The 18,614-nt window shown below is 38.9% G+C and carries 18 protein-coding genes; 3 read left to right on the forward strand and 15 right to left on the reverse strand.

Annotation, left to right across the window (positions count from 1 at the left end; genetic code table 11):
- Positions 1–22: 22 nt before the first annotated feature.
- Positions 23–1,588 carry a glutamine-hydrolyzing GMP synthase gene (gene guaA / locus O3602_RS05215; RefSeq protein ID WP_003012033.1) on the forward strand — a complete coding sequence of 522 codons (1,566 nt, stop codon included), beginning with the start codon at positions 23–25 and terminating at the stop codon, positions 1,586–1,588.
- A 331-nt stretch (positions 1,589–1,919) separates the two neighbouring features.
- On the opposite strand, the gene O3602_RS05220 is transcribed toward guaA, so the two are convergent.
- From O3602_RS05220 to ptcA, 4 genes are all read right to left on the reverse strand, one after another.
- Entirely contained in the window at positions 1,920–2,732 is an 813-nt protein-coding gene (locus tag O3602_RS05220) for a hypothetical protein (RefSeq protein ID WP_371611292.1), read from the reverse strand.
- 102 nt (positions 2,733–2,834) lie between these two features.
- Positions 2,835–3,947, reverse strand: coding sequence for an agmatine deiminase (gene aguA, locus O3602_RS05225; RefSeq protein ID WP_003011725.1), 1,113 nt, complete (start codon positions 3,945–3,947; stop codon positions 2,835–2,837).
- Between the two features lie 39 nt (positions 3,948–3,986).
- Positions 3,987–5,345 carry an APC family permease gene (locus O3602_RS05230; RefSeq protein ID WP_003011838.1) on the reverse strand — a complete coding sequence of 453 codons (1,359 nt, stop codon included), beginning with the start codon at positions 5,343–5,345 and terminating at the stop codon, positions 3,987–3,989.
- Positions 5,346–5,408: 63 nt separating this feature from the next.
- On the reverse strand, positions 5,409–6,422 hold the full coding sequence (gene ptcA / locus O3602_RS05235) for a putrescine carbamoyltransferase (RefSeq protein ID WP_013903610.1): 1,014 nt from the start codon (positions 6,420–6,422) through the stop codon (positions 5,409–5,411).
- Positions 6,423–6,645: 223 nt separating this feature from the next.
- Here ptcA and O3602_RS05240 point away from each other — a divergent pair, with 223 nt between their 5' ends.
- Positions 6,646–7,617 carry a response regulator transcription factor gene (locus tag O3602_RS05240; protein ID WP_024055560.1) on the forward strand — a complete coding sequence of 324 codons (972 nt, stop codon included), beginning with the start codon at positions 6,646–6,648 and terminating at the stop codon, positions 7,615–7,617.
- A gap of 158 nt (positions 7,618–7,775) precedes the next feature.
- Here the strand turns inward: O3602_RS05240 and O3602_RS05245 are convergent, their stop codons facing one another.
- From O3602_RS05245 to O3602_RS05290, 10 genes are all read right to left on the reverse strand, one after another.
- Positions 7,776–8,786, reverse strand: a complete 1,011-nt coding sequence (locus O3602_RS05245; protein ID WP_371611293.1) for a DUF1002 domain-containing protein — start codon at positions 8,784–8,786, stop codon at positions 7,776–7,778.
- Positions 8,787–8,953: 167 nt separating this feature from the next.
- Positions 8,954–9,799, reverse strand: a complete 846-nt coding sequence (locus O3602_RS05250) for an alpha/beta hydrolase (RefSeq protein ID WP_003011780.1) — start codon at positions 9,797–9,799, stop codon at positions 8,954–8,956.
- Between the two features lie 161 nt (positions 9,800–9,960).
- Positions 9,961–10,563 carry a lysozyme family protein gene (locus O3602_RS05255; protein WP_003001568.1) on the reverse strand — a complete coding sequence of 201 codons (603 nt, stop codon included), beginning with the start codon at positions 10,561–10,563 and terminating at the stop codon, positions 9,961–9,963.
- The gene (locus O3602_RS05260) at positions 10,563–11,537 is read right to left on the reverse strand and encodes a nucleoid-associated protein (RefSeq protein WP_023918106.1); all 975 of its coding nucleotides are present in this window, start codon (positions 11,535–11,537) and stop codon (positions 10,563–10,565) included. Before O3602_RS05260 ends, O3602_RS05255 begins: the two co-directional genes overlap by 1 nt.
- Before the next feature lie 8 nt (positions 11,538–11,545).
- Positions 11,546–12,802 carry a serine hydroxymethyltransferase gene (gene glyA / locus O3602_RS05265; protein WP_003012205.1) on the reverse strand — a complete coding sequence of 419 codons (1,257 nt, stop codon included), beginning with the start codon at positions 12,800–12,802 and terminating at the stop codon, positions 11,546–11,548.
- Between the two features lie 38 nt (positions 12,803–12,840).
- Entirely contained in the window at positions 12,841–13,452 is a 612-nt protein-coding gene (locus O3602_RS05270) for an L-threonylcarbamoyladenylate synthase (protein ID WP_371611294.1), read from the reverse strand.
- A complete protein-coding gene (gene prmC, locus O3602_RS05275; protein ID WP_371611295.1) occupies positions 13,439–14,275 on the reverse strand; it encodes a peptide chain release factor N(5)-glutamine methyltransferase in 837 nt (278 codons plus the stop codon). The genes O3602_RS05270 and prmC overlap by 14 nt, the downstream gene beginning before the upstream one ends.
- Positions 14,275–15,354, reverse strand: a complete 1,080-nt coding sequence (gene prfA, locus O3602_RS05280) for a peptide chain release factor 1 (RefSeq protein ID WP_371611296.1) — start codon at positions 15,352–15,354, stop codon at positions 14,275–14,277. The genes prmC and prfA overlap by 1 nt, the downstream gene beginning before the upstream one ends.
- A gap of 9 nt (positions 15,355–15,363) precedes the next feature.
- On the reverse strand, positions 15,364–15,843 hold the full coding sequence (locus O3602_RS05285) for a GNAT family N-acetyltransferase (RefSeq protein ID WP_003001556.1): 480 nt from the start codon (positions 15,841–15,843) through the stop codon (positions 15,364–15,366).
- A gap of 21 nt (positions 15,844–15,864) precedes the next feature.
- Entirely contained in the window at positions 15,865–16,449 is a 585-nt protein-coding gene (locus O3602_RS05290) for a thymidine kinase (protein WP_003001444.1), read from the reverse strand.
- 114 nt (positions 16,450–16,563) lie between these two features.
- Between O3602_RS05290 and O3602_RS05295 the strand changes: the two genes are divergently transcribed.
- Positions 16,564–16,746: a 4-oxalocrotonate tautomerase gene (locus O3602_RS05295; protein WP_001117401.1), complete on the forward strand. Its 183-nt coding sequence runs from the start codon at positions 16,564–16,566 to the stop codon at positions 16,744–16,746.
- Between the two features lie 61 nt (positions 16,747–16,807).
- On the opposite strand, the gene ilvD is transcribed toward O3602_RS05295, so the two are convergent.
- A complete protein-coding gene (gene ilvD, locus O3602_RS05300) occupies positions 16,808–18,526 on the reverse strand; it encodes a dihydroxy-acid dehydratase (protein ID WP_371611297.1) in 1,719 nt (572 codons plus the stop codon).
- Between the last annotated feature and the right edge of the window lie 88 nt (positions 18,527–18,614).

Below are 18,614 nucleotides of genomic sequence, written 5' to 3' on the forward strand. Positions count from 1 at the left end.
ATTTCTTTATGAAGGGGATAAGATGACAAACCTATCAACTGATTTGCATGATGTTGAAAAAATCATCGTGCTTGACTACGGTAGCCAGTACAATCAGCTTATTTCACGGCGTATTCGTGAAATTGGTGTCTTCTCAGAGTTGAAGAGCCACAAGATTTCTGCTGATGAAGTTCGTGCAATCAATCCAGTTGGGATCGTTCTTTCAGGCGGACCAAACTCTGTATACGAGGAAGGTTCTTTTGATATCGATCCTGAAATTTTCGAACTCGGTATTCCAATCCTTGGAATCTGTTACGGAATGCAATTGTTGACCCATAAATTGGGTGGGAAGGTCGTTCCTGCAGGTGATGCTGGTAACCGCGAATATGGTCAATCTGAATTGACTTTGACAGAATCTTCTGCTCTTTTTGCCGGCACACCAGACAAACAATTGGTCTTGATGAGCCACGGGGATGCTGTTACAGAAATTCCGGCTGACTTTATCCGCACTGGTACTTCTGCTGACTGTCCATTTGCATCCATTGAAAATCCAGACAAGAAAATCTACGGAATCCAATTCCACCCTGAGGTTCGTCACTCTGTTCACGGTTATGATATCTTGCGTAACTTTGCCTTGAACATCTGTGGGGCTAAAGGTGACTGGACCATGGACAACTTCATTGACATGCAGATCAAAAAAATCCGTGAAACCGTCGGAGACAAACGTGTCCTTCTAGGTCTTTCAGGTGGTGTTGACTCTTCTGTTGTTGGGGTTCTCCTTCAAAAAGCCATCGGCGATCAATTGATCTGTATCTTTGTAGACCACGGTCTTCTTCGTAAAGGAGAAGCTGACCAAGTGATGGATATGCTTGGTGGTAAGTTTGGTTTGAACATCGTCAAAGCAGACGCTGCTAAACGTTTCCTTGATAAATTGGCTGGTGTGTCTGATCCTGAGAAAAAACGGAAGATCATCGGTAATGAGTTTGTTTATGTCTTTGATGACGAAGCAAGTAAACTCAAAGATGTGAAATTCCTTGCTCAAGGTACACTTTATACAGACGTGATCGAGTCTGGTACGGATACTGCTCAAACTATCAAGTCTCACCACAACGTGGGTGGACTTCCTGAGGATATGCAGTTTGAACTGATCGAACCACTGAACACTCTTTATAAAGATGAAGTTCGTGCCCTTGGTACAGAGCTTGGAATGCCAGACCACATCGTATGGCGCCAACCATTCCCAGGACCAGGTCTTGCTATCCGTGTTATGGGAGAAATCACTGAAGAAAAACTCGAAACCGTTCGTGAATCAGACGCTATCCTCCGTGAAGAAATCGCCAAAGCTGGTCTTGACCGTGATATCTGGCAATACTTCACTGTCAACACAGGCGTTCGTTCCGTAGGTGTTATGGGTGACGGCCGTACCTACGACTACACTATTGCTATTCGTGCTATCACTTCTATCGACGGAATGACAGCTGACTTTGCGAAGATTCCATGGGAAGTCCTCCAAAAAATCTCAGTTCGTATCGTAAACGAAGTTGACCACGTTAACCGCATCGTCTACGATATCACAAGTAAACCACCTGCAACTGTAGAGTGGGAATGATTTATAAACATGATTTGAAGTGAAATGGTTGTTTTAACAGCACTTTAGGTTATTATAAAAGGTTAAAAATCAATCAAAATTGATTGGTTCCCCACCAAAAGCCCCACCAGAAATTGATCTGATGGGGCACTTTTGTTTTAAGGATGTAAAAGCGCAAATTATAGTTTCTTCACTATAAGAAGAATGAAAAAATTCATCGTATCTCGTTTTGAGACTGGGAAATTAAACAATAATGTAGTAAATTGTGTCATAGAAATAAATCCCTTATAGAGTAATGTTTCGCAATTCTACTATAAGGAATTTATTTCTTTTTATGTTTACACAACTTCTCCTACACCATCTTAACTTTTGTTATAGCTGTTTCTACTATTGTTCCATCATCAATTATCAACAATTCTACAAAAGAAATCGCTAAATAATTTATATCTAAATCATATCTTTTTTCAAGTTTATTAGTATAATCAATGTTATCCTTTAAGATCATTTTTCTTTCTTTATCGTATACATAAATACCAATTATAGCACTTTTAGAATTTCCATTTAATAAACAATCAATTGTGATTGCCGATTTATTAAATTTTTGTTTATTTTCTAATGTAACATTAAAATCATATACATGTAGTTTAGGAGTACTATAAATAATACTTTCCGAAATTTTGTCTAAGATTGAATCTAACGTTGAATCTAGCATCATATTATTGTTTTGTTTTTCTTCTTCAATAGAGCATACCTTAATTATAAGTTCATTTTCATCTAAACGAAGTAAATTTGTAATTTCAAACTCTATAGACTGTTCAAGTCCCTTTGAAAATCCAACAAAGACCCCATTCATCCAAATATACACGGGAAGATTTAAGCTTTTCATTTTCAAGAAAATATTTTTAGTAATTAATTTATCTTCACCTTTAAAATGATTAAATAAAGTTAACAATGTAGATTCGACATCACCATTTTTTTCATTGAAATCTGATTTCGTGTAAGTCCAATTTCTGCTTAAGTGCATCTTATCTATTTGATAATAGTCTAGTTGATTTATATCTACATATTTATCAAAATAATAATGCTCAGAGTGTTCAGGCAATTGATTGACTCCTGTTATAGCAGAATTTTTCAACCAGCTATATTCCACTTTAATATTTTTCATCTCTAATACCTCTTTGTAAAGCAATTTATCTTCATATTCCTCCGTCTACTTAATGCGATATATTAGAAAAAACAGAGTCTGCTTTACCAGACTCTGCATATGTTATTTCGTTGCTGGTTGTTGCTGTGTAATACAGTGAATATTACCACCACCATATGCAATCTCTGTAGTTTCAACTCCAACAACTTTACGATCAGGGAACATTGCTTGCACTTGTTCAACCGCTAATGCATCGTTCTCATCACCATATTGAGGGAGAATAATTCCTCCATTCACTATTAAGAAATTCAAATATGATGCGATTGCAACTTCTCCTTCCTCTCTTGGGATAGCCCCTTCTGAAAAATCAATCGAATCTGCATCTTTTAGATAGCATGGCTTCTTAGTAACGCACATTTTATGTACTTTTAATTTTCTGCCTTTTGCATCTGTTTGTTCACTTAGGAATTCAAACGCAGCTTTTGCTTCCTTATAGAAAGGATGGTTTTCATCTTCAGTGTAAATACATGCAACTTCTCCAGGTTTTACAAAACATGCTACATCATCAATATGACCATTCGTTTCATATGGGTCAATACCATCTTTCACCCAAATTACTTTTTCACAATTCAAATAATCTTTTAATTTTTGTTCAATTTCTTCTTTTGACAAATGTGGGTTTCGACTTGGATGAAGAAGACACATTTCAGTAACCATCACTGTACCTTCACCATCAACGTGAATTGATCCACCTTCTAAAACGAAATCCTCTGTTTTATAAGAATCAGTATTTGTTAATTCACAAACTTTTCTTGCAACAAGCGCATCTTGATCCCAAGGGAAATAGAGTCCATCGACTAGACCTCCCCAAGCATTAAATTCCCAATCTACTGCACGACGTTCACCTTTATCATTTATAAGAAATGTAGGACCACAGTCGCGAATCCACGAATCATCATTTGTCATCTCAATTACTCTGATATTTTCGCAATTAAGAGCAGATACACGAGCTATAGCATTTTCAAATTGAAGAGGTGGTACACAAAGTGAAACTGGTTCAAATTCACTAATGGCTTTGGCAACATCTAAAAATGCTTTTTGAGCAGGTTTGGCTCCTAAACGCCAATTATCATTTCGCCATGGCCATAACATCCAAATTTGTTCTTGTTCTTCGAATTCTCCTGGCATTCGAAATCCATCTACTTTAGGGGTTGTCCCCACAATACGTTTAGACATCTCAAGTCCTCCTTTTATTGTATTGGTATTTAGTTACTATCATTTTTTGATTTTTTTCACACGAATAATAACTTCACCTAAGATAAGACAAACTAATGAACCGATAGTTACAGGTAATTTATCAGCTAATGTTACTTCATCAAAAGATAATGGGAACGCTGTAAATAAAAGCGAAATCAAAATCATAACAATTGGAATTACAACCATAATTTTTAAAATAAAATCACTTCCTCCTACTTTAAAAGGTCGAGGAGTTTCTGGATCTATTTTTCTTAACTTATAAAATGCTGGAAAAACTGGTATATAAGAAAGCAGGAACATAACAAGGTTTAATGAGAAGAAGGCCCAAAACAAATCCTGATTTGGTAGTATTGGTGCAATGACTACTACAAATGTCGCAACAAAACCATTTGCTAAAGCTGATCCAATTGGCATGTTATTCTTTTTACTACGTTTTGCAAAAAACTTTGGCATATCTCCGTTTTCTGCAGCATAACATGCCGTGTTATTCACTCCTAATGACCATGAAATCATATTTCCAAAAAGAGTTAGTAAGAATAGAAATGCCATTAAAATTATAAACCATCCATTTTCTGATCCGGTCAAAAGTTTAAAGCTGTCCATCATACCGCTACTAGTAGAAATTTTATCAACAGGAATCGCTACACCAATACCAAATGCAGAAAATATATAAATAGCCGCAATAACTAAACCTGCAACAATTATAGATTGTGGTATTTGTTTTTTAGGATTCTCCATATCATCTGCACACGTACAAATAACCTCAAAGCCAAGTAGATTAAAAATAATAACAGAAATAAATGATAGACTGTTTAAATCGAATGATGGTAAAAGTGAATCCAACGTAATTTTATTAGCCATTCCTTTTGTAAAGGCAATATATAATCCCAAGACTCCCACTAATAGAGCTAATATCATTTTTATAATTGCCGCACCATTGAGGATCCATACGCTATCACTTGCCGGATAAAAGCTTATCCATATAATTAACCAAATAAATACAAGTTCAATTAATAATGTCCAGAACGTTGAAAACTCAACTCCTGTTATCGTTGTCAACAACCCAGGAGTCATAACAGCTAGTGATGCTAACCACAATGGAAAATTAATCCAATAATACCAGGAGGTCCTTGAGCCCCATCGATGTCCAAACGCCTTCGTCACCCAATCATAGATTCCACCATCACCTATATAAGTAGTACCTAATTCGGCTGAAATCAATCCGTATGGTAACAAAAAAGCAATTAATAAAAATAACCACCAAAAGAATTGAGAATTCCCAATCGCTGCAACTGGAGCTGCAGCTTCTGCAACAAATACTACACATATTACAGTTAATACTGTAGTAAACAAACTAAATTTTTTCTTTTCTTCCATTTTTTTCTCCTTCCTTTAAGAGGAGAGTAATAACATCGTCAATTTAAAGCAAATTGGCCCTTTTTATTTTAAAAATGATTCCAGTTCTGCTTTAGCTACAGATTGTTTTTCAAGGTCATATGGATGTCGTTTCGCAAAATCACGAAGTAGATAAACTAAGATACCTCGCATTGAAGTTAAGCGATTTTCCGCCTCATCAAAACAAACTGAATTTGGGCCATCCATCACTTCATCAGATACTTCTTCGCCACGTGTAGCAGGTAAACAGTGCATGAATTTACAATTTTCTCCTGCTTTTGCCATCATCTCTGAATCAACATGATATTTAGGATAGAAAATCTTCATACGTTCTTCTTCTGATAATTCCGCTTCATATAGGCCATACCATACATCAGTGTATAAGAAATCTGCACCAGTAATTGAATCAATATCATCAGTTACTAAATATTTACCACCTGATAGTTTACAAATTTCATCATATTTTGACTTATGCATATCATTTAATTGGAATCCCTTCGGACCGAAGTGAACAAATTCCATACCCATTTTCAATGTTATTAATCCTAAAGAGAAGCATACTTGAGTTGCATCTCCTACAAATACTACTTTACAATCTTCTAATTTTTTTCCTTTCGGCAAGTTTTCAATAATCGTAATCAGATCTCCCAATTCTTGTGTAGGATGATTATAATCACTCATACCATTAATTACTGGTACTTGAGAAAATTTTGCTAAATCAACTACACTCTTATGACGCTCAACACGTGCCATTATAATATCTGTTAAGCGAGAAACCACGGTTGCTGTATCTTCTAGTGTTTCGTGTCCTCCTAGTTGAATTTGACCGGGTGCCAAATATTGTGCGTGCCCTCCAAGTTGAGTCATAGCGGTTTCAAAAGAAATCCGTGTTCTTGTAGATGATTGTTGAAAAATCATACCTAGAGTTTTATTTTTCAACAAAGGTGGGTAATACCCATTTTTAATACAAGCTTTAATCTTAAGAGATAGCTCAGCCATTTCTAAAAGTTGCTCTTTAGAGAACTCTTCTGTTGTAATATAATCAATTTTATTGCTCATAATTGAGACCTCCTGTGTTGTTATGCTTTGATGATATTGCAAAATTTTATAGTTTGCGATAAACTTAAAGGTGTAAACCCTCTTTTTTAAAAGTTTAAGTACTAAACCCAGTATTTATGCTTTTAAAAATGTAATGCTATTTTAAATATAAACTCCCTATTTTATTGCTTTTAAATAAAGTTTAGAGTTTTAATTAGTTTCACAGAATAAATGGAGGCTAAATATGATTGAAATAGTTTATATATACAATGTATTTTTAATTATACTGTATACTTTGACCCTTGGTATTGTATTGACCTATTCTTTAAACTCAGAAAAGGATAAAAAATACTTATTTTTTGTAGTCGGTTTATATCTTGTTTTTTTTATTTTTGATAATCTGATCCTATCAATGACAGAAATAATTAAAGATTTCGGAAACACATATAACCAACACTTTCTGGGAGTTCCATTTGTTAAAACTGTCATATATCTTGTTAATAATATTTGTCAGTTTTGGATAGTTGCTAGACTGAGGAAAGAAACACCTTTATTAACGCACTATTGCTTTATTTCTATTACTTTTATATGGATGGCTTTCCCAATTCTAAACAATTCTCCATTAAGAGTTTTTATGTACTATTTACCCAATCAGCTTCTTTTGATTTATACTGGTATATATGCGAGACGAAATCTAACATCTTTGAATATTAGTAGTCGAAATAAAAATTACTTAAAAACTATTTCAAATATCGGAGTGCTATTTGGCATTCTAATTATCTTAGAAGATTTATTTGTAATTTTTAACATAGATTCGTATGACTTGTTGAATCTGCGAATTCAAAATAGAAATATGTGTGAAGACATGTTTACTATTGCTGTTTGTTATTTAATAATCAAATATATTCTTTCTGACTGGAAAGCTATTTCGAATGTAGAAGAACAATTAAGTTCATTTGATAAATCACAAAAAATTGACAACCCCAGTACACTAGATCTATTCTCTGAAAAACTTCATTTAACTGAACGTGAAAAAGAAATTCTTCCTCTACTTCTTGAACACAAAAACAATCAGGAAATTGCGGATCAATTGTTTCTTTCAGTTGGAACTGTGAAGACACATGTACACAATATTTTTATAAAACTTGAGATCACTAAACGAAATCAACTTTTCGAAGTATATAATTCCTTTGAAAACGAACATCCGGATCAATAATTGTGTCATAGTCCCGACTTTCAAAGATAGAAATAAAAAAAGGTCCCAGTGGATCTTTTTTTATGAGCTTAACATAAAATTTCTAATTAAGTATAAAAATAGGAAACCACACACAAAAAGCACTCTGGCTTCTTGTCAAGAGTGCTTTCCTGCTATTTTTAGCCAACTAAACCACTAAAGAATTTGACAATGGCATTCCAGATGGCTCCGAAGAAGCCGGCAATGGCATTCCACGCATTTGTGAAGAAGTTTCCACTGTCTTTTAGAATAGCATTTGTATCAAAATTGAGATTGATATTATTAAAAGTATCGCCTGCCTTGTCTACGATACTATCTTTCAGATCCGACAAGGTTTTAGTAAAGCTTTTGCTACTGATAACGCTACTCTTTGAAAGATTCACAGCGAAATTCACGATCAAATTGATCTGATTACCTGTGACAGTTGTATCCAGCTTATAATTTTTCAGGGTTTCTTCGACGATCTTTCGAATATCATCTTTGCTTAAATCCTGATTGTTCTGTTTGGCATTGGCTACTGCTGTTTTAATGTCGGTCAATGCTACGTTTAACTTATCCGCATCGAAGTTTTTCTTTCCCGCGTTCTCTTCATTGATCCCGGATAGAGTCGTTAACTCTTCTTGGGCCAGATCTTTGCTTTCTTGAGAAACTTTGGCACCATTTTTTTCAAGCGAGTAATAGATCCCGGCTAAGGCACTTTCTCCGGTCACTTGGATAGGGGAAGCTACTGTAATTTGAGAATGCTCTAATCCAAGTGTAACGGCTGCATTACGATACATATCTGCAGTGACCTTGGTGATGTTTTGAGGTGTCACGATATTGACTTCTAGTGGCTTATTTTTACCTAATTTTTGAATTTTAACAGAGGAATAAAGTTCCAAACTATCATCGTTGGCAACGTTCATAATCGAAGAATAAACCTCTGGTGTCATGGTCTTCCATTCCTCTTTATCTTTTGAACCATCGTAGTTCAAGAGACTCAAGGTCTGTTCGATTTGACTTTGGTCTAGCGAATAGCCCAAAACATAGTCTGGCTTAACATAGGTTTCATCAATGACTTTCTGCACATTGCTATCTGCGGACACTCGTGGGACAGCTGTAAACAAAGCCAAAGTCGTCGTTACAAACAATGCAATCTTCTTTAATTTCATCTTTTTCTTCTTTCTAATTCAAATAAACTCTGGGCATCTCATATTACCTTTCTCACCTCACTAGAGATGAAAAAAGAAGTAAATAAATAGTTTACCCACTTCGATTTTCATTATACAGTTGATTTCTTAAAACTAGCTTACAGTTTTTTTAAGAATGCATGACATTTTTATTTTCCCCAAAGAAACTGGATCAACAGCTTATCTACTATTGGATTTTCATGAAGTTGGCTGTGCTGGGCATCTTTGCCATCAATCTTTTCTTCACGGTAGCTTTTTGCGCGCTCTGCTACTAGGTAACGAAGGGCTTTCGAAGAAACATTGAGAACCGATCCATCCGTCTCTCCACCGATATCACCATAGATATTCAGCACATCGATTTGATTTTCAGGATAGACTTCCCGAAGAGCTAAAAGATGCTGGTACTGCTCATTCATTGCGGAGGGTATACCAGTTTGCGTATCTAGAGTCAACCCCTGGGGTAGGTTCATCCCTTCGATTCCAGCAACATGGTTTGCAATGGCGACCTGCTTGATAATTTTTGGTAAATTCTCATCACTTCCATGTTCCAGAAGATAATATAAGACAGACATATTTCCCATAGAATGAGCGACAAGGTTCATCTCTTTAAAATGATAGGTCTCTTGAAGCTTTTTGACCACCTGATAGGCATAATTGCTGATGACTTTTGGATCTGGCGTGCGATTGTTTTGGTATTCCACTTTGATTATTGGATTGACTGCGCCTTTTGGAATGGTCCCTGTCAGCCTTACCTGCCCATCATCAGCCACGTTTGCAGTGATGACGGTTTGTGTCACCCCTGCTTTTTTTGCCGCATCTGTCATGTGTTTTTCTGCATTGGCACTCGATCCATAACCATGAAAAAATAAGGTAGGACGACTATTTTGTAGGTAATTCGTGTGGTCCAGCTGCGTTTTTTGTTGATACTTCCCCAAAAATGCGATACATAGGAGAATCAACCCCAAAAGCAGTCCGTAGAATGATTTTTTGTTCAATAGGAACTCCTCAAGATAATTTAAAACTAACTAGTATTTTATCATAGCTATTCAATGATTTCAAAATATTGAGAATGAAAGAGCCAAAATACACAAAAGATCGTACGACTAAGGAGAAAGATAAGAGGCCGGACTACTTGTCCGACCTCTGAATTGATTGATTAAAACCATGAAAATAACTTCATAATCGTCATATTGGTTTCTACTAAACGAGAATAATAAATGTTACCCCCATTAATGTAGAGTTCCATCCCGTTCAAAAGAGAGATAGGGTGGAGGTAAAGATAAGTTTCACCGGTTACATTGCCAAGACTTGGTGCTACTACATCCCGTGAATAAGCGCGGGCCAACTCTAGGGAATTTGTTCCACCGTGTTTTGCGACGTAATCGATGTAGTCTTTCCCGAAATTATAGGCTTGAACCGCAGTCCAGCCATCAACGCCTTTTTTCTTGGCTTCTTTTAACTCATCTGAAAGAGTTTGAATTCCTTGGCGAATGCTGGCCTTATTATCACTAATAGTATTGGTCTCACCACTTGCACTCTCACTCGCCTGCATGACATCGTCCTCACGGCCTTTGGTCTCAGTATAGATCATAGCAAGAATGAGATTTTCATTGGCCGTGGTGTCCTCTTCAGCAAGGACTTCTCTAACCAGGGAGCGGTACTGCATGACTTGTTTGACATCATGGTGGATCTGAATTCCCTTGTAGATTCCAAATATTAGTAAGATGAATAAGAAGATCTTCACTATACGTTTAATCATTATTTACTCTGTATATCCTCAATATTTTTGATCAAAATAGAATAGGTCCCGTTCTCGTTTAAAATAAATTCAACAGATTCTGCATCTTCATAGACATTATTCGGAACGATCAGTTCAATTCCATTTGACAATGACAATTTCTGATTTTCGAACTTCTTCAACTGGCGACTTGCATCAATTTCTTCAAAGGTGACAGGCTCTGGTACAGCTTCTTTAACTTGGTCAATAAAACTGAGGCGAGCTGTCAGATTGTCGTCGAAGAGATCATCCGCTAATTTCTCTGGAGAGAGTTTATTTTCTTCCTCAATATGGTTAAAAATAGCTGATTTAACCTTTGATTGAAATTGAAAATCATCTGTGTTAAAGCTTTCCGCAATCTTCTGGGCTGTTTTTTCTAGTGCCTTGATCGATTTTTTAGGAGAGATCTTGGGTTGCGCCTGCAACAGATTTTCAGAAAAATAGTTCAAGAACGTCCCATTGTACTTGATCCGTTTTTCAATCAAGTGGTATTTACGACTTTGAAGATTGATGACCAAGGCCTCATCAGCACCAGTCCCAAAACCAGGCAGATTATTTTGCGTCAGCTTAATCGGATTGTCAACTTCACCGCCAAGATGCGTCAAGGTTTCTCGTAAGGCGATTCGAAGAAAGGCAAAATGGTCCACCCCTTCTTTTGAGAATTGAATGAACACCAAATCATTGGTCTTTTGATTCTCAGAGACGACAAATTCTTCCTTCCAACGATTCGCTACTGCGACCGAGGTTTCTAATAGGTCATCTGAGATCATCTCAAGAAAAGGATTGTCCTCTTCGAAAATACCGGTTCTGGCTTCATCGGAGTAGACCCGTTCAATCTTCTTACGCAAGTATTCCTCGATTTTAGGCGTGATATTGAGAAATTTATCTGCCAAATAGAGATCGGTATCGTCTGGGCTAAATTGATGAATGATGGCTTTTTTTACGTAAATATCCATAAGATGGTCTAGTCCTCGTAAAGTGGAAAGGCGTCTGTCAAGGCTTTGACTTGGCTGCGCACTTCGTATAATACTTCTTGCTTGTCCGCATTCTTCAGCGCTTTGATCATGAGTTCAGCAACAGTGCGACTTTCTTTTTCACCAAAACCACGAGCAGTGATGGCTGCTGCACCAATCCGAATTCCACTGGTCTTAAATGGAGACAAGGTTTCATAAGGAATAGAGTTCTTGTTGAGGGTGATGTTGACTTCATCCAACAAATTTTGCGCCACTTTCCCATTTTCAACGACTTTAGTGACGTCGACAAGGAAAAGGTGGTTCTCTGTTCCGCCTGAAATAACGCGGAAATCAGGATCTTGCAAGAAGACATCAGCCATGGCCTGACTGTTCTTAATTACGTTAGCTGCATACTCTTTAAAGGCAGGATCTAAGGCTTCTTTGAATGCGACAGCTTTGGCTGCAATGACATGCTCCAACGGTCCTCCTTGAATACCAGGGAAAATAGCAGAGTTAATTTTCTTAGCTAATTCCTCGTCATTGGTCAAGATTAGGCCTCCACGAGGTCCACGAAGGGTCTTGTGAGTGGTCGTTGTCGTGATATGTGCATAAGGAACTGGACTTGGATGGAGACCTGCTGCTACGAGACCAGCAATATGGGCCATATCAACCATGAGCTTAGCTCCTACTGCTTCTGCAATCTCACGGAATTTTGAGAAATCAATGATATGAGAGTAGGCTGAGGCACCAGCGACGATGAGTTTTGGCTTCACTTCTTGGGCTTGTTTTAAGATGGCGTCAAAATCCAAGAGCTCTGTTTCAGGATCTACACTATAGGACACAAAGTTATAGGTTTGACCAGAGAAGCTCACAGAAGCTCCGTGCGTCAAATGCCCACCGGCAGCTAGATCCATCCCCATAACGGTATCACCAGGCTCAATCAAGGCCATATAGGCAGCACAGTTTGCCTGACTTCCTGAATGCGGTTGAACGTTGGCAAATTTAGCACCAAAGATTTCTTTGGCCCGTTCGATCGCGAGACTTTCGACCACATCGACCACATCTGTCCCGCCATAGTAACGACGACCAGGGTAGCCTTCGGCATATTTATTGGTTAGAATAGACCCTTGAGCAGCCATCACTGCTTTAGAGACGACATTTTCAGAAGCAATCAACTCAATATTGTTTTGTTGACGCTCTTCTTCTTTAGCGATCGCATTCCATAGGTCTGCATCATAGGCTTTGTAATCTTCTTTATCAAAAATCATGGGTCTACTCCTTTATAAAAAATTATTTATGTACATTATCACTGAGGAAGTTCATCTTCCTCAAAAGAAAGCTCTGGCACTTGTGCAAGCAAGTCAGCTTTCGTTATAGAACCTTGCCGCAAAATCCTGGCCTTGGAACCAGAGATATCCAAAATAGTTGAATCTTGTCCAGTCAGAAATTCATCATCCTCTATACCAGGAACCACTTGATCAAATTCGCATACAATAGCCTCATACTTTGTTCCACTTGCATGACCTGAAAGATTGGCCGAGGGACCAACTAAAGGACCGTATTTACGAATTAATTCCAACGTTTTTGGGTGAGCCGGAATACGGAAACCAACAGTATCAAATCCGGAATGAATCCAGTCTGGCACCTTGTCATTCGCTTGAAGAATAATAGTCAAAGGCCCTGGCAAAAATGAATCAATCAGTTTTGATAAATAGCCAGGTTGATTTTTCGAATAAAGTCGAATCACTTTTTCGTCGGCTACATTTAAATTCAGAGCCTTGTCTCTTGGTCTACGTTTTAATTCGTAAATATAATCAACTGCCTCTTGATCCAAAGCTTTAGCGAAAATACCATAGACTGTTTCAGTTGGCAGAATAACCGCACGTCCTGCTTCTAATTCTTTCTCAATGTGATCCATTGTCTACTACTACCATTCTATCTTGTCCAAATTGGTCTTTCAGAACGCGAACTTGTTTGTTGGGAAACGCCTCTTGAAAAAGTTCTTTTACCTTGCTTCCTTGCTTATAACCAATTTCTAGGTAAATTTTACCATCTGCTGTTAAAACACTTGGTGCTTGCTGGGCAATCTTTTCGTAGATGGCATATCCATTACGATCCGCAAAAAGAGCTAAGTGGGGTTCAGAGGCTAAAACATTGGCTCCGACTTCTTCTACATCATCATGAGAGATATAGGGAGGGTTGGACACAATCAGGTCATAAGGACCTTCTAGTTCGTCCAGTACATCTGACGACTTGAATTCAAGGACAGCTTCTAATTGCTTGGCATTTTTTTGAGCCAGGGCTAAAGCCTCTTCTGAGACATCACTAGCTTGAACCTGCCAGGTAGGTCTAGCGAGGGCTAGGCTAATGGCAATGGCCCCACTTCCTGTCCCAATATCCAGAACTCGTAAGGTCTCTCCATCATTTTCTTCCAGAATAAGAGCAACCAATTCTTCTGTTTCAGGTCGTGGGATCAGCACGCGCTCATCCACTGTAAAAACATGGCCACAGAATTCTGCACTGCCAATAATATACTGGGCAGGGACGTGATGTTTCAACTGCTCAAAGATGGATTCAAGCAAGGCCTGGTCCTCTGATTCTACTTCTTTTTGCAAGGCAAGGACAAAGTCTGTAAAGGTCCAGTTTTTTAAAGCACGATACGCGAAGGAGAGGCTTTCTGCTTCCTCTCCAACGGCTATTAATGCTTCTTCATACTGGGCCAATAATGGTCCCAACAACATTATTTGTTCAACTCTTCTAATTTTTGTGTTTGATCATACAAGACCAAAGCATCGACCACTTCGTCCAGTTTACCAGATAAGATGGTGTCCAGTTTTTGAAGGGTCAAGCCAATCCGGTGATCAGTCACACGGTTTTGAGGGAAGTTGTAAGTCCGGATCCGCTCTGAACGGTCACCAGTCCCGATAGTAGACTTCCGCTCAGCGTCTTGCTCGTCTTGGGCAATCTGAGAAAAGTGGTCAGCCACACGCGCACGGATGATCTTCATGGCTTTTTCACGGTTCTTCTGTTGCGTCCGTTCTTCTTGCATCTCTACCTTGATATTGGTCGGCAAGTGGACGATACGAACGGCTGTTGCGACCTTGTTGACGTTCTGTCCACCCGCACCAGATGCGTGGTAGATGTCGATCCGAAGGTCTTTTGGATCGATGTCGTACTCGACTTCTTCGATTTCTGGCATGACCAGAACTGTAGCAGTCGAAGTATGGACACGACCTTGGCTTTCGGTCACAGGAACGCGTTGTACCCGGTGGGCACCAGATTCATACTTGAGTTTTGAATAAACCGATTGACCAGAAACCATGGCTACGACTTCTTTGATCCCACCAACGCCATTGTAGGAAGCTTCCATGACTTCAAAGCGCCAGCCTTGGCTTTCCGCGTATTTTTGGTACATTTGTAAGAGGTCGCCAGCAAATAACTGGGCTTCGTCTCCTCCAGCTGCTCCACGGATTTCCAAGATAATGTTCTTGTCATCGTTTGGATCTTTTGGAAGAAGTAAGATCTTCAGTTTTTCTTCGTACTCTTCTTTTTCAGCCTTAGCATCTTTTAGCTCTTGCTTGGCCATTTCTTCCAAATCTGCATCGCCACCTGCTTCCTTGATCATTTCTTCAGCATCGACAATATTTTGAAGGACTTGTTTGTACTCTCGGTAAGCTGTCACCGTATCACGAGTAGAAGCTTCTTCTTTTGAAAGATCCATAAATCGTTTGGTATCGGAGACCACATCTGGGTCACTCAACAATTCTCCTAACTCTTCGTATCGGTCTTCTACAGCTTGTAGTTGATCATAGATATTCATGTTTGCTCCTTAATTCTTGGTTGTTAGATCATAGATTGCTACAATCTCGTCTTCTATGACTTCGCCAGTTTCTTTAAATCCATACTGGAGATAGCAAGATCTCGCTTGATTATTTTCCGGTTCATAAGATAGCCAAAGACTTGTTGCTTTTCCAGCTGGCTCTGTTCGAACAAAGTCAATGACTGCATCCATAGTCGGTTTAAAATAGCCTAAACCTTGAAATCGTTTATCGATCATAAAACGAAATAACAAGTAATTTCCCTTGCTGATCCCAATTTTCTGGTCATAGGCAATCATAACAAAACCAACTAATACTTCCTTATCATAAACTGCTAAGGGAGCTATAAAATCACCATTTTTATCATATACATAGGCTTCAGCTAAGCTAATGGAATTGGATGCAATAAAATTCCTTTGATTTGGATGAACTTCTAGATTTAAAACGTCAAAATAATTCTCTATCGTAATATCTTTTAAACAAATAGACATTATTATCCTCTCTAAAACGTTCTAGACGCTTTCAGTTGGAATGTCTGGATTAAAATAATGTTTGCGGCAAACGGAGATATAGGTCTCGTGTCCACCGATCTGGATCTGCTCTCCATCATAGACAGGTTTACCCGCTTGGGTACGCAAGACCATGGTCGCCTTGCGGGAACAGTATTGGCAGATGGTTTTGATCTCCTCGATCTTGTCGGCTAACAAGAGGAGGTGTTTAGAACCTTCAAAGAGTTCATTTCGAAAATCATTTTTGAGCCCAAATGCCATCACTGGCACATCCAGTTCATCCACGACTCTTGCCAGATCATAGACATGATGGCGTTTCAAAAACTGAGCTTCATCGATTAAGACACAGTAAGGTTTGATTGCTTGGTTTTTAATAAAGCCAAAGATATCCGTATCGTCTTCAATTGCAACGGCTTCCCGTTTCATACCGATCCGGCTAGAAACTACTCCCACTCCATCTCTGGTGTCGATTGCCGAGGTCATGATGACGACGCTCTTGCCTTGCTCTTCATAATTATGGGCCACTTTTAAGATCTCAATGGTTTTCCCTGAGTTCATGGTCCCATATTTATAATATAATTGTGCCATTTTCCTTCTGTTCTCTCTAAAATGTGTTTCATTATCATTTTACCATAATTTTGCTAAGCTTTGTATCCCAAAATGTGATAAAATAGTCCTATAAAAAATTTAGGAGGTGGCCATATGCCATTTGTACGAATTGACCTATTTGAAGGACGCACCTTGGAACAAAAGAAAGCCCTCGCTAAAGAAGTAACGGAAGCTGTTGTCCGCAATACTGGCGCTCCTCAGTCAGCTGTTCACGTTATCATTAATGATATGCCTGAAGGAACTTACTTCCCTCAAGGTGAAATGCGCACCAAATAATATTTCCGCTAAAAAAAGCCTTTCTTGCTTGTGATATCACATAGCAGGAAAGGTTTTTGTTTTATTTTTCTTGAGCTTGACGTTCTGCTTTCCGTTCTTCGAATTCTTCGTCACTCATCAAAGTTCCGCCAAGATTAGCTGATTTGGCAAAGGCTGTATAGCGACGCAACCAACCGCTGGAAATTTTTGATTTGAATGGTTTCAAATGTTTGCGACGTTCTGCAAGGGTTGCATCATCGACAAGCAAATCAATGGTACGATTTGGAAGATCGATCACGATTTCGTCCCCGTCTTCAATCAAGGCGATATTTCCACCTTCTGCTGCCTCTGGAGAAACGTGACCAATCGCAATCCCACGAGTGGCTCCTGAGAAACGACCATCCGTAATGAGTGCTACATCTTTACCAAGACCGCGTCCGACAATCTTAGAAGTTGGCGCTAGCATCTCTGGCATACCAGGACCACCCTGAGGACCTTCATAACGAATAACGACGACATGTCCCTTCTTAACTGTACCATTGTCAATCAACTCAAGGGCTTGATCTTGTGAGTCGCAACAAATAGCTTTACCACGGAAAGTGGTCACAGACGGATCGACCCCACCGACCTTGATAACAGCCCCATCTTGAGCGATATTTCCGTAGAGGATCGACAAACCACCTACAGGTGAAATAGGATGTTCGATTGGATGGATAATTTCTTCATTTTTGATTTCAGCACCAGCTACGTTTTCTTTCAAGGTTTTACCAGTAACTGTGATACGATCACCCTTAATGGCACCTTTTTTGATCAACTGATTGATAATGGCTGGTACACCACCAGCTTCATGCACATCATGCATCGTATAAACACTTGAAGGTGCAATCTTAGAGAGATAAGGTGTCTTCTTGGCAATTTCGTTGATATCTTTGAGATCATAGTCAATCCCTGCTTCACGCGCAATTGCGAGCGTATGAAGCACAGTATTGGTTGAACCACCCATGGCCATATCGAGCGCAAAGGCATCGTCGATGGCTTCTTTGGTCACAATATCCCGTGGACGGATATCCTTTTTAATATTCTCTACCAATTGTTTAGCCGCTTGGCGAACCAATTCACGACGTTCATCTGAAACCGCTAGGATGGTACCATTTCCAGGAAGAGCAAGGCCTAATACTTCCATCAAACAGTTCATGGAATTGGCAGTAAACATACCAGAGCAAGAGCCACAGGTTGGGCAGGCATTTTTTTCCAAGAAATCGAGCTCATCCATGCTCATATCACCAGCTTGATAAGTACCTACAGCTTCAAACAAACTTGAGAGCGTCGCCTGATGCCCCGTCATGTCAACGCCACCCTTCATGGGTCCACCAGAACAAAATACAGCAGGCACATTGGTCCGCATGGCTGCTAAAATCATTCCTGGTGTAATCTTATCACAGTTAGGAATATAGAAAACACCATCAAACCAGTGGGCATTGATGACCGTTTCAGCAGCATCTACGATCAACTCACGAGATGGCAAACTATAACGCATCCCGATATGGCCCATCGCAATCCCGTCATCGACACCGATGGTATTAAATTCAAAAGGAATCCCACCAGCCTCGCGAATAGCTTCCTTAGCAACATCTGCTAATTCACGCAGGTGAACATGGCCTGGAACGATATCAATATAGGAGTTACAAATGGCAATAAAGGGCTTTTGCATATCCTTTGCTGATTTTACTTGCCCTGTTGCATAGAGGAGACCACGCGCTGGTGCTCGGTCGATCCCCATTTTGATCATATCACTTCTCATCTTGTTCTCCTTCTAGTTCTTCATTTCTACCTCCTAATCTTACCACTTTGGCATCAATTGTCAAGAACTTTCAGAAAATTTATAATAT

The sequence above is a fragment of the Streptococcus sp. 27098_8_186 genome (assembly GCF_041432055.1).
Classification (GTDB): domain Bacteria; phylum Bacillota; class Bacilli; order Lactobacillales; family Streptococcaceae; genus Streptococcus; species Streptococcus dentalis.

Bases quoted from the DNA above. Each gene is read 5' to 3' on its own strand.
- O3602_RS05285 (WP_003001556.1), bottom strand. From the start codon at position 15,843: ATGTCTATTTGTTTAAAAGATATTACGATAGAGAATTATTTTGACGTT.
- O3602_RS05245 (WP_371611293.1), bottom strand. From the start codon at position 8,786: ATGAAATTAAAGAAGATTGCATTGTTTGTAACGACGACTTTGGCTTTG.
- O3602_RS05290 (WP_003001444.1), bottom strand. From the start codon at position 16,449: ATGGCACAATTATATTATAAATATGGGACCATGAACTCAGGGAAAACC.
- ilvD (WP_371611297.1), bottom strand. From the start codon at position 18,526: ATGAGAAGTGATATGATCAAAATGGGGATCGACCGAGCACCAGCGCGT.
- O3602_RS05255 (WP_003001568.1), bottom strand. From the start codon at position 10,563: ATGATTAAACGTATAGTGAAGATCTTCTTATTCATCTTACTAATATTT.
- O3602_RS05230 (WP_003011838.1), bottom strand. From the start codon at position 5,345: ATGGAAGAAAAGAAAAAATTTAGTTTGTTTACTACAGTATTAACTGTA.
- O3602_RS05240 (WP_024055560.1), top strand. From the start codon at position 6,646: ATGATTGAAATAGTTTATATATACAATGTATTTTTAATTATACTGTAT.
- O3602_RS05270 (WP_371611294.1), bottom strand. From the start codon at position 13,452: ATGGATCACATTGAGAAAGAATTAGAAGCAGGACGTGCGGTTATTCTG.
- O3602_RS05260 (WP_023918106.1), bottom strand. From the start codon at position 11,537: ATGGATATTTACGTAAAAAAAGCCATCATTCATCAATTTAGCCCAGAC.
- guaA (WP_003012033.1), top strand. From the start codon at position 23: ATGACAAACCTATCAACTGATTTGCATGATGTTGAAAAAATCATCGTG.
- prmC (WP_371611295.1), bottom strand. From the start codon at position 14,275: ATGTTGTTGGGACCATTATTGGCCCAGTATGAAGAAGCATTAATAGCC.
- O3602_RS05295 (WP_001117401.1), top strand. From the start codon at position 16,564: ATGCCATTTGTACGAATTGACCTATTTGAAGGACGCACCTTGGAACAA.
- prfA (WP_371611296.1), bottom strand. From the start codon at position 15,354: ATGAATATCTATGATCAACTACAAGCTGTAGAAGACCGATACGAAGAG.
- glyA (WP_003012205.1), bottom strand. From the start codon at position 12,802: ATGATTTTTGATAAAGAAGATTACAAAGCCTATGATGCAGACCTATGG.
- O3602_RS05220 (WP_371611292.1), bottom strand. From the start codon at position 2,732: ATGAAAAATATTAAAGTGGAATATAGCTGGTTGAAAAATTCTGCTATA.
- aguA (WP_003011725.1), bottom strand. From the start codon at position 3,947: ATGTCTAAACGTATTGTGGGGACAACCCCTAAAGTAGATGGATTTCGA.
- ptcA (WP_013903610.1), bottom strand. From the start codon at position 6,422: ATGAGCAATAAAATTGATTATATTACAACAGAAGAGTTCTCTAAAGAG.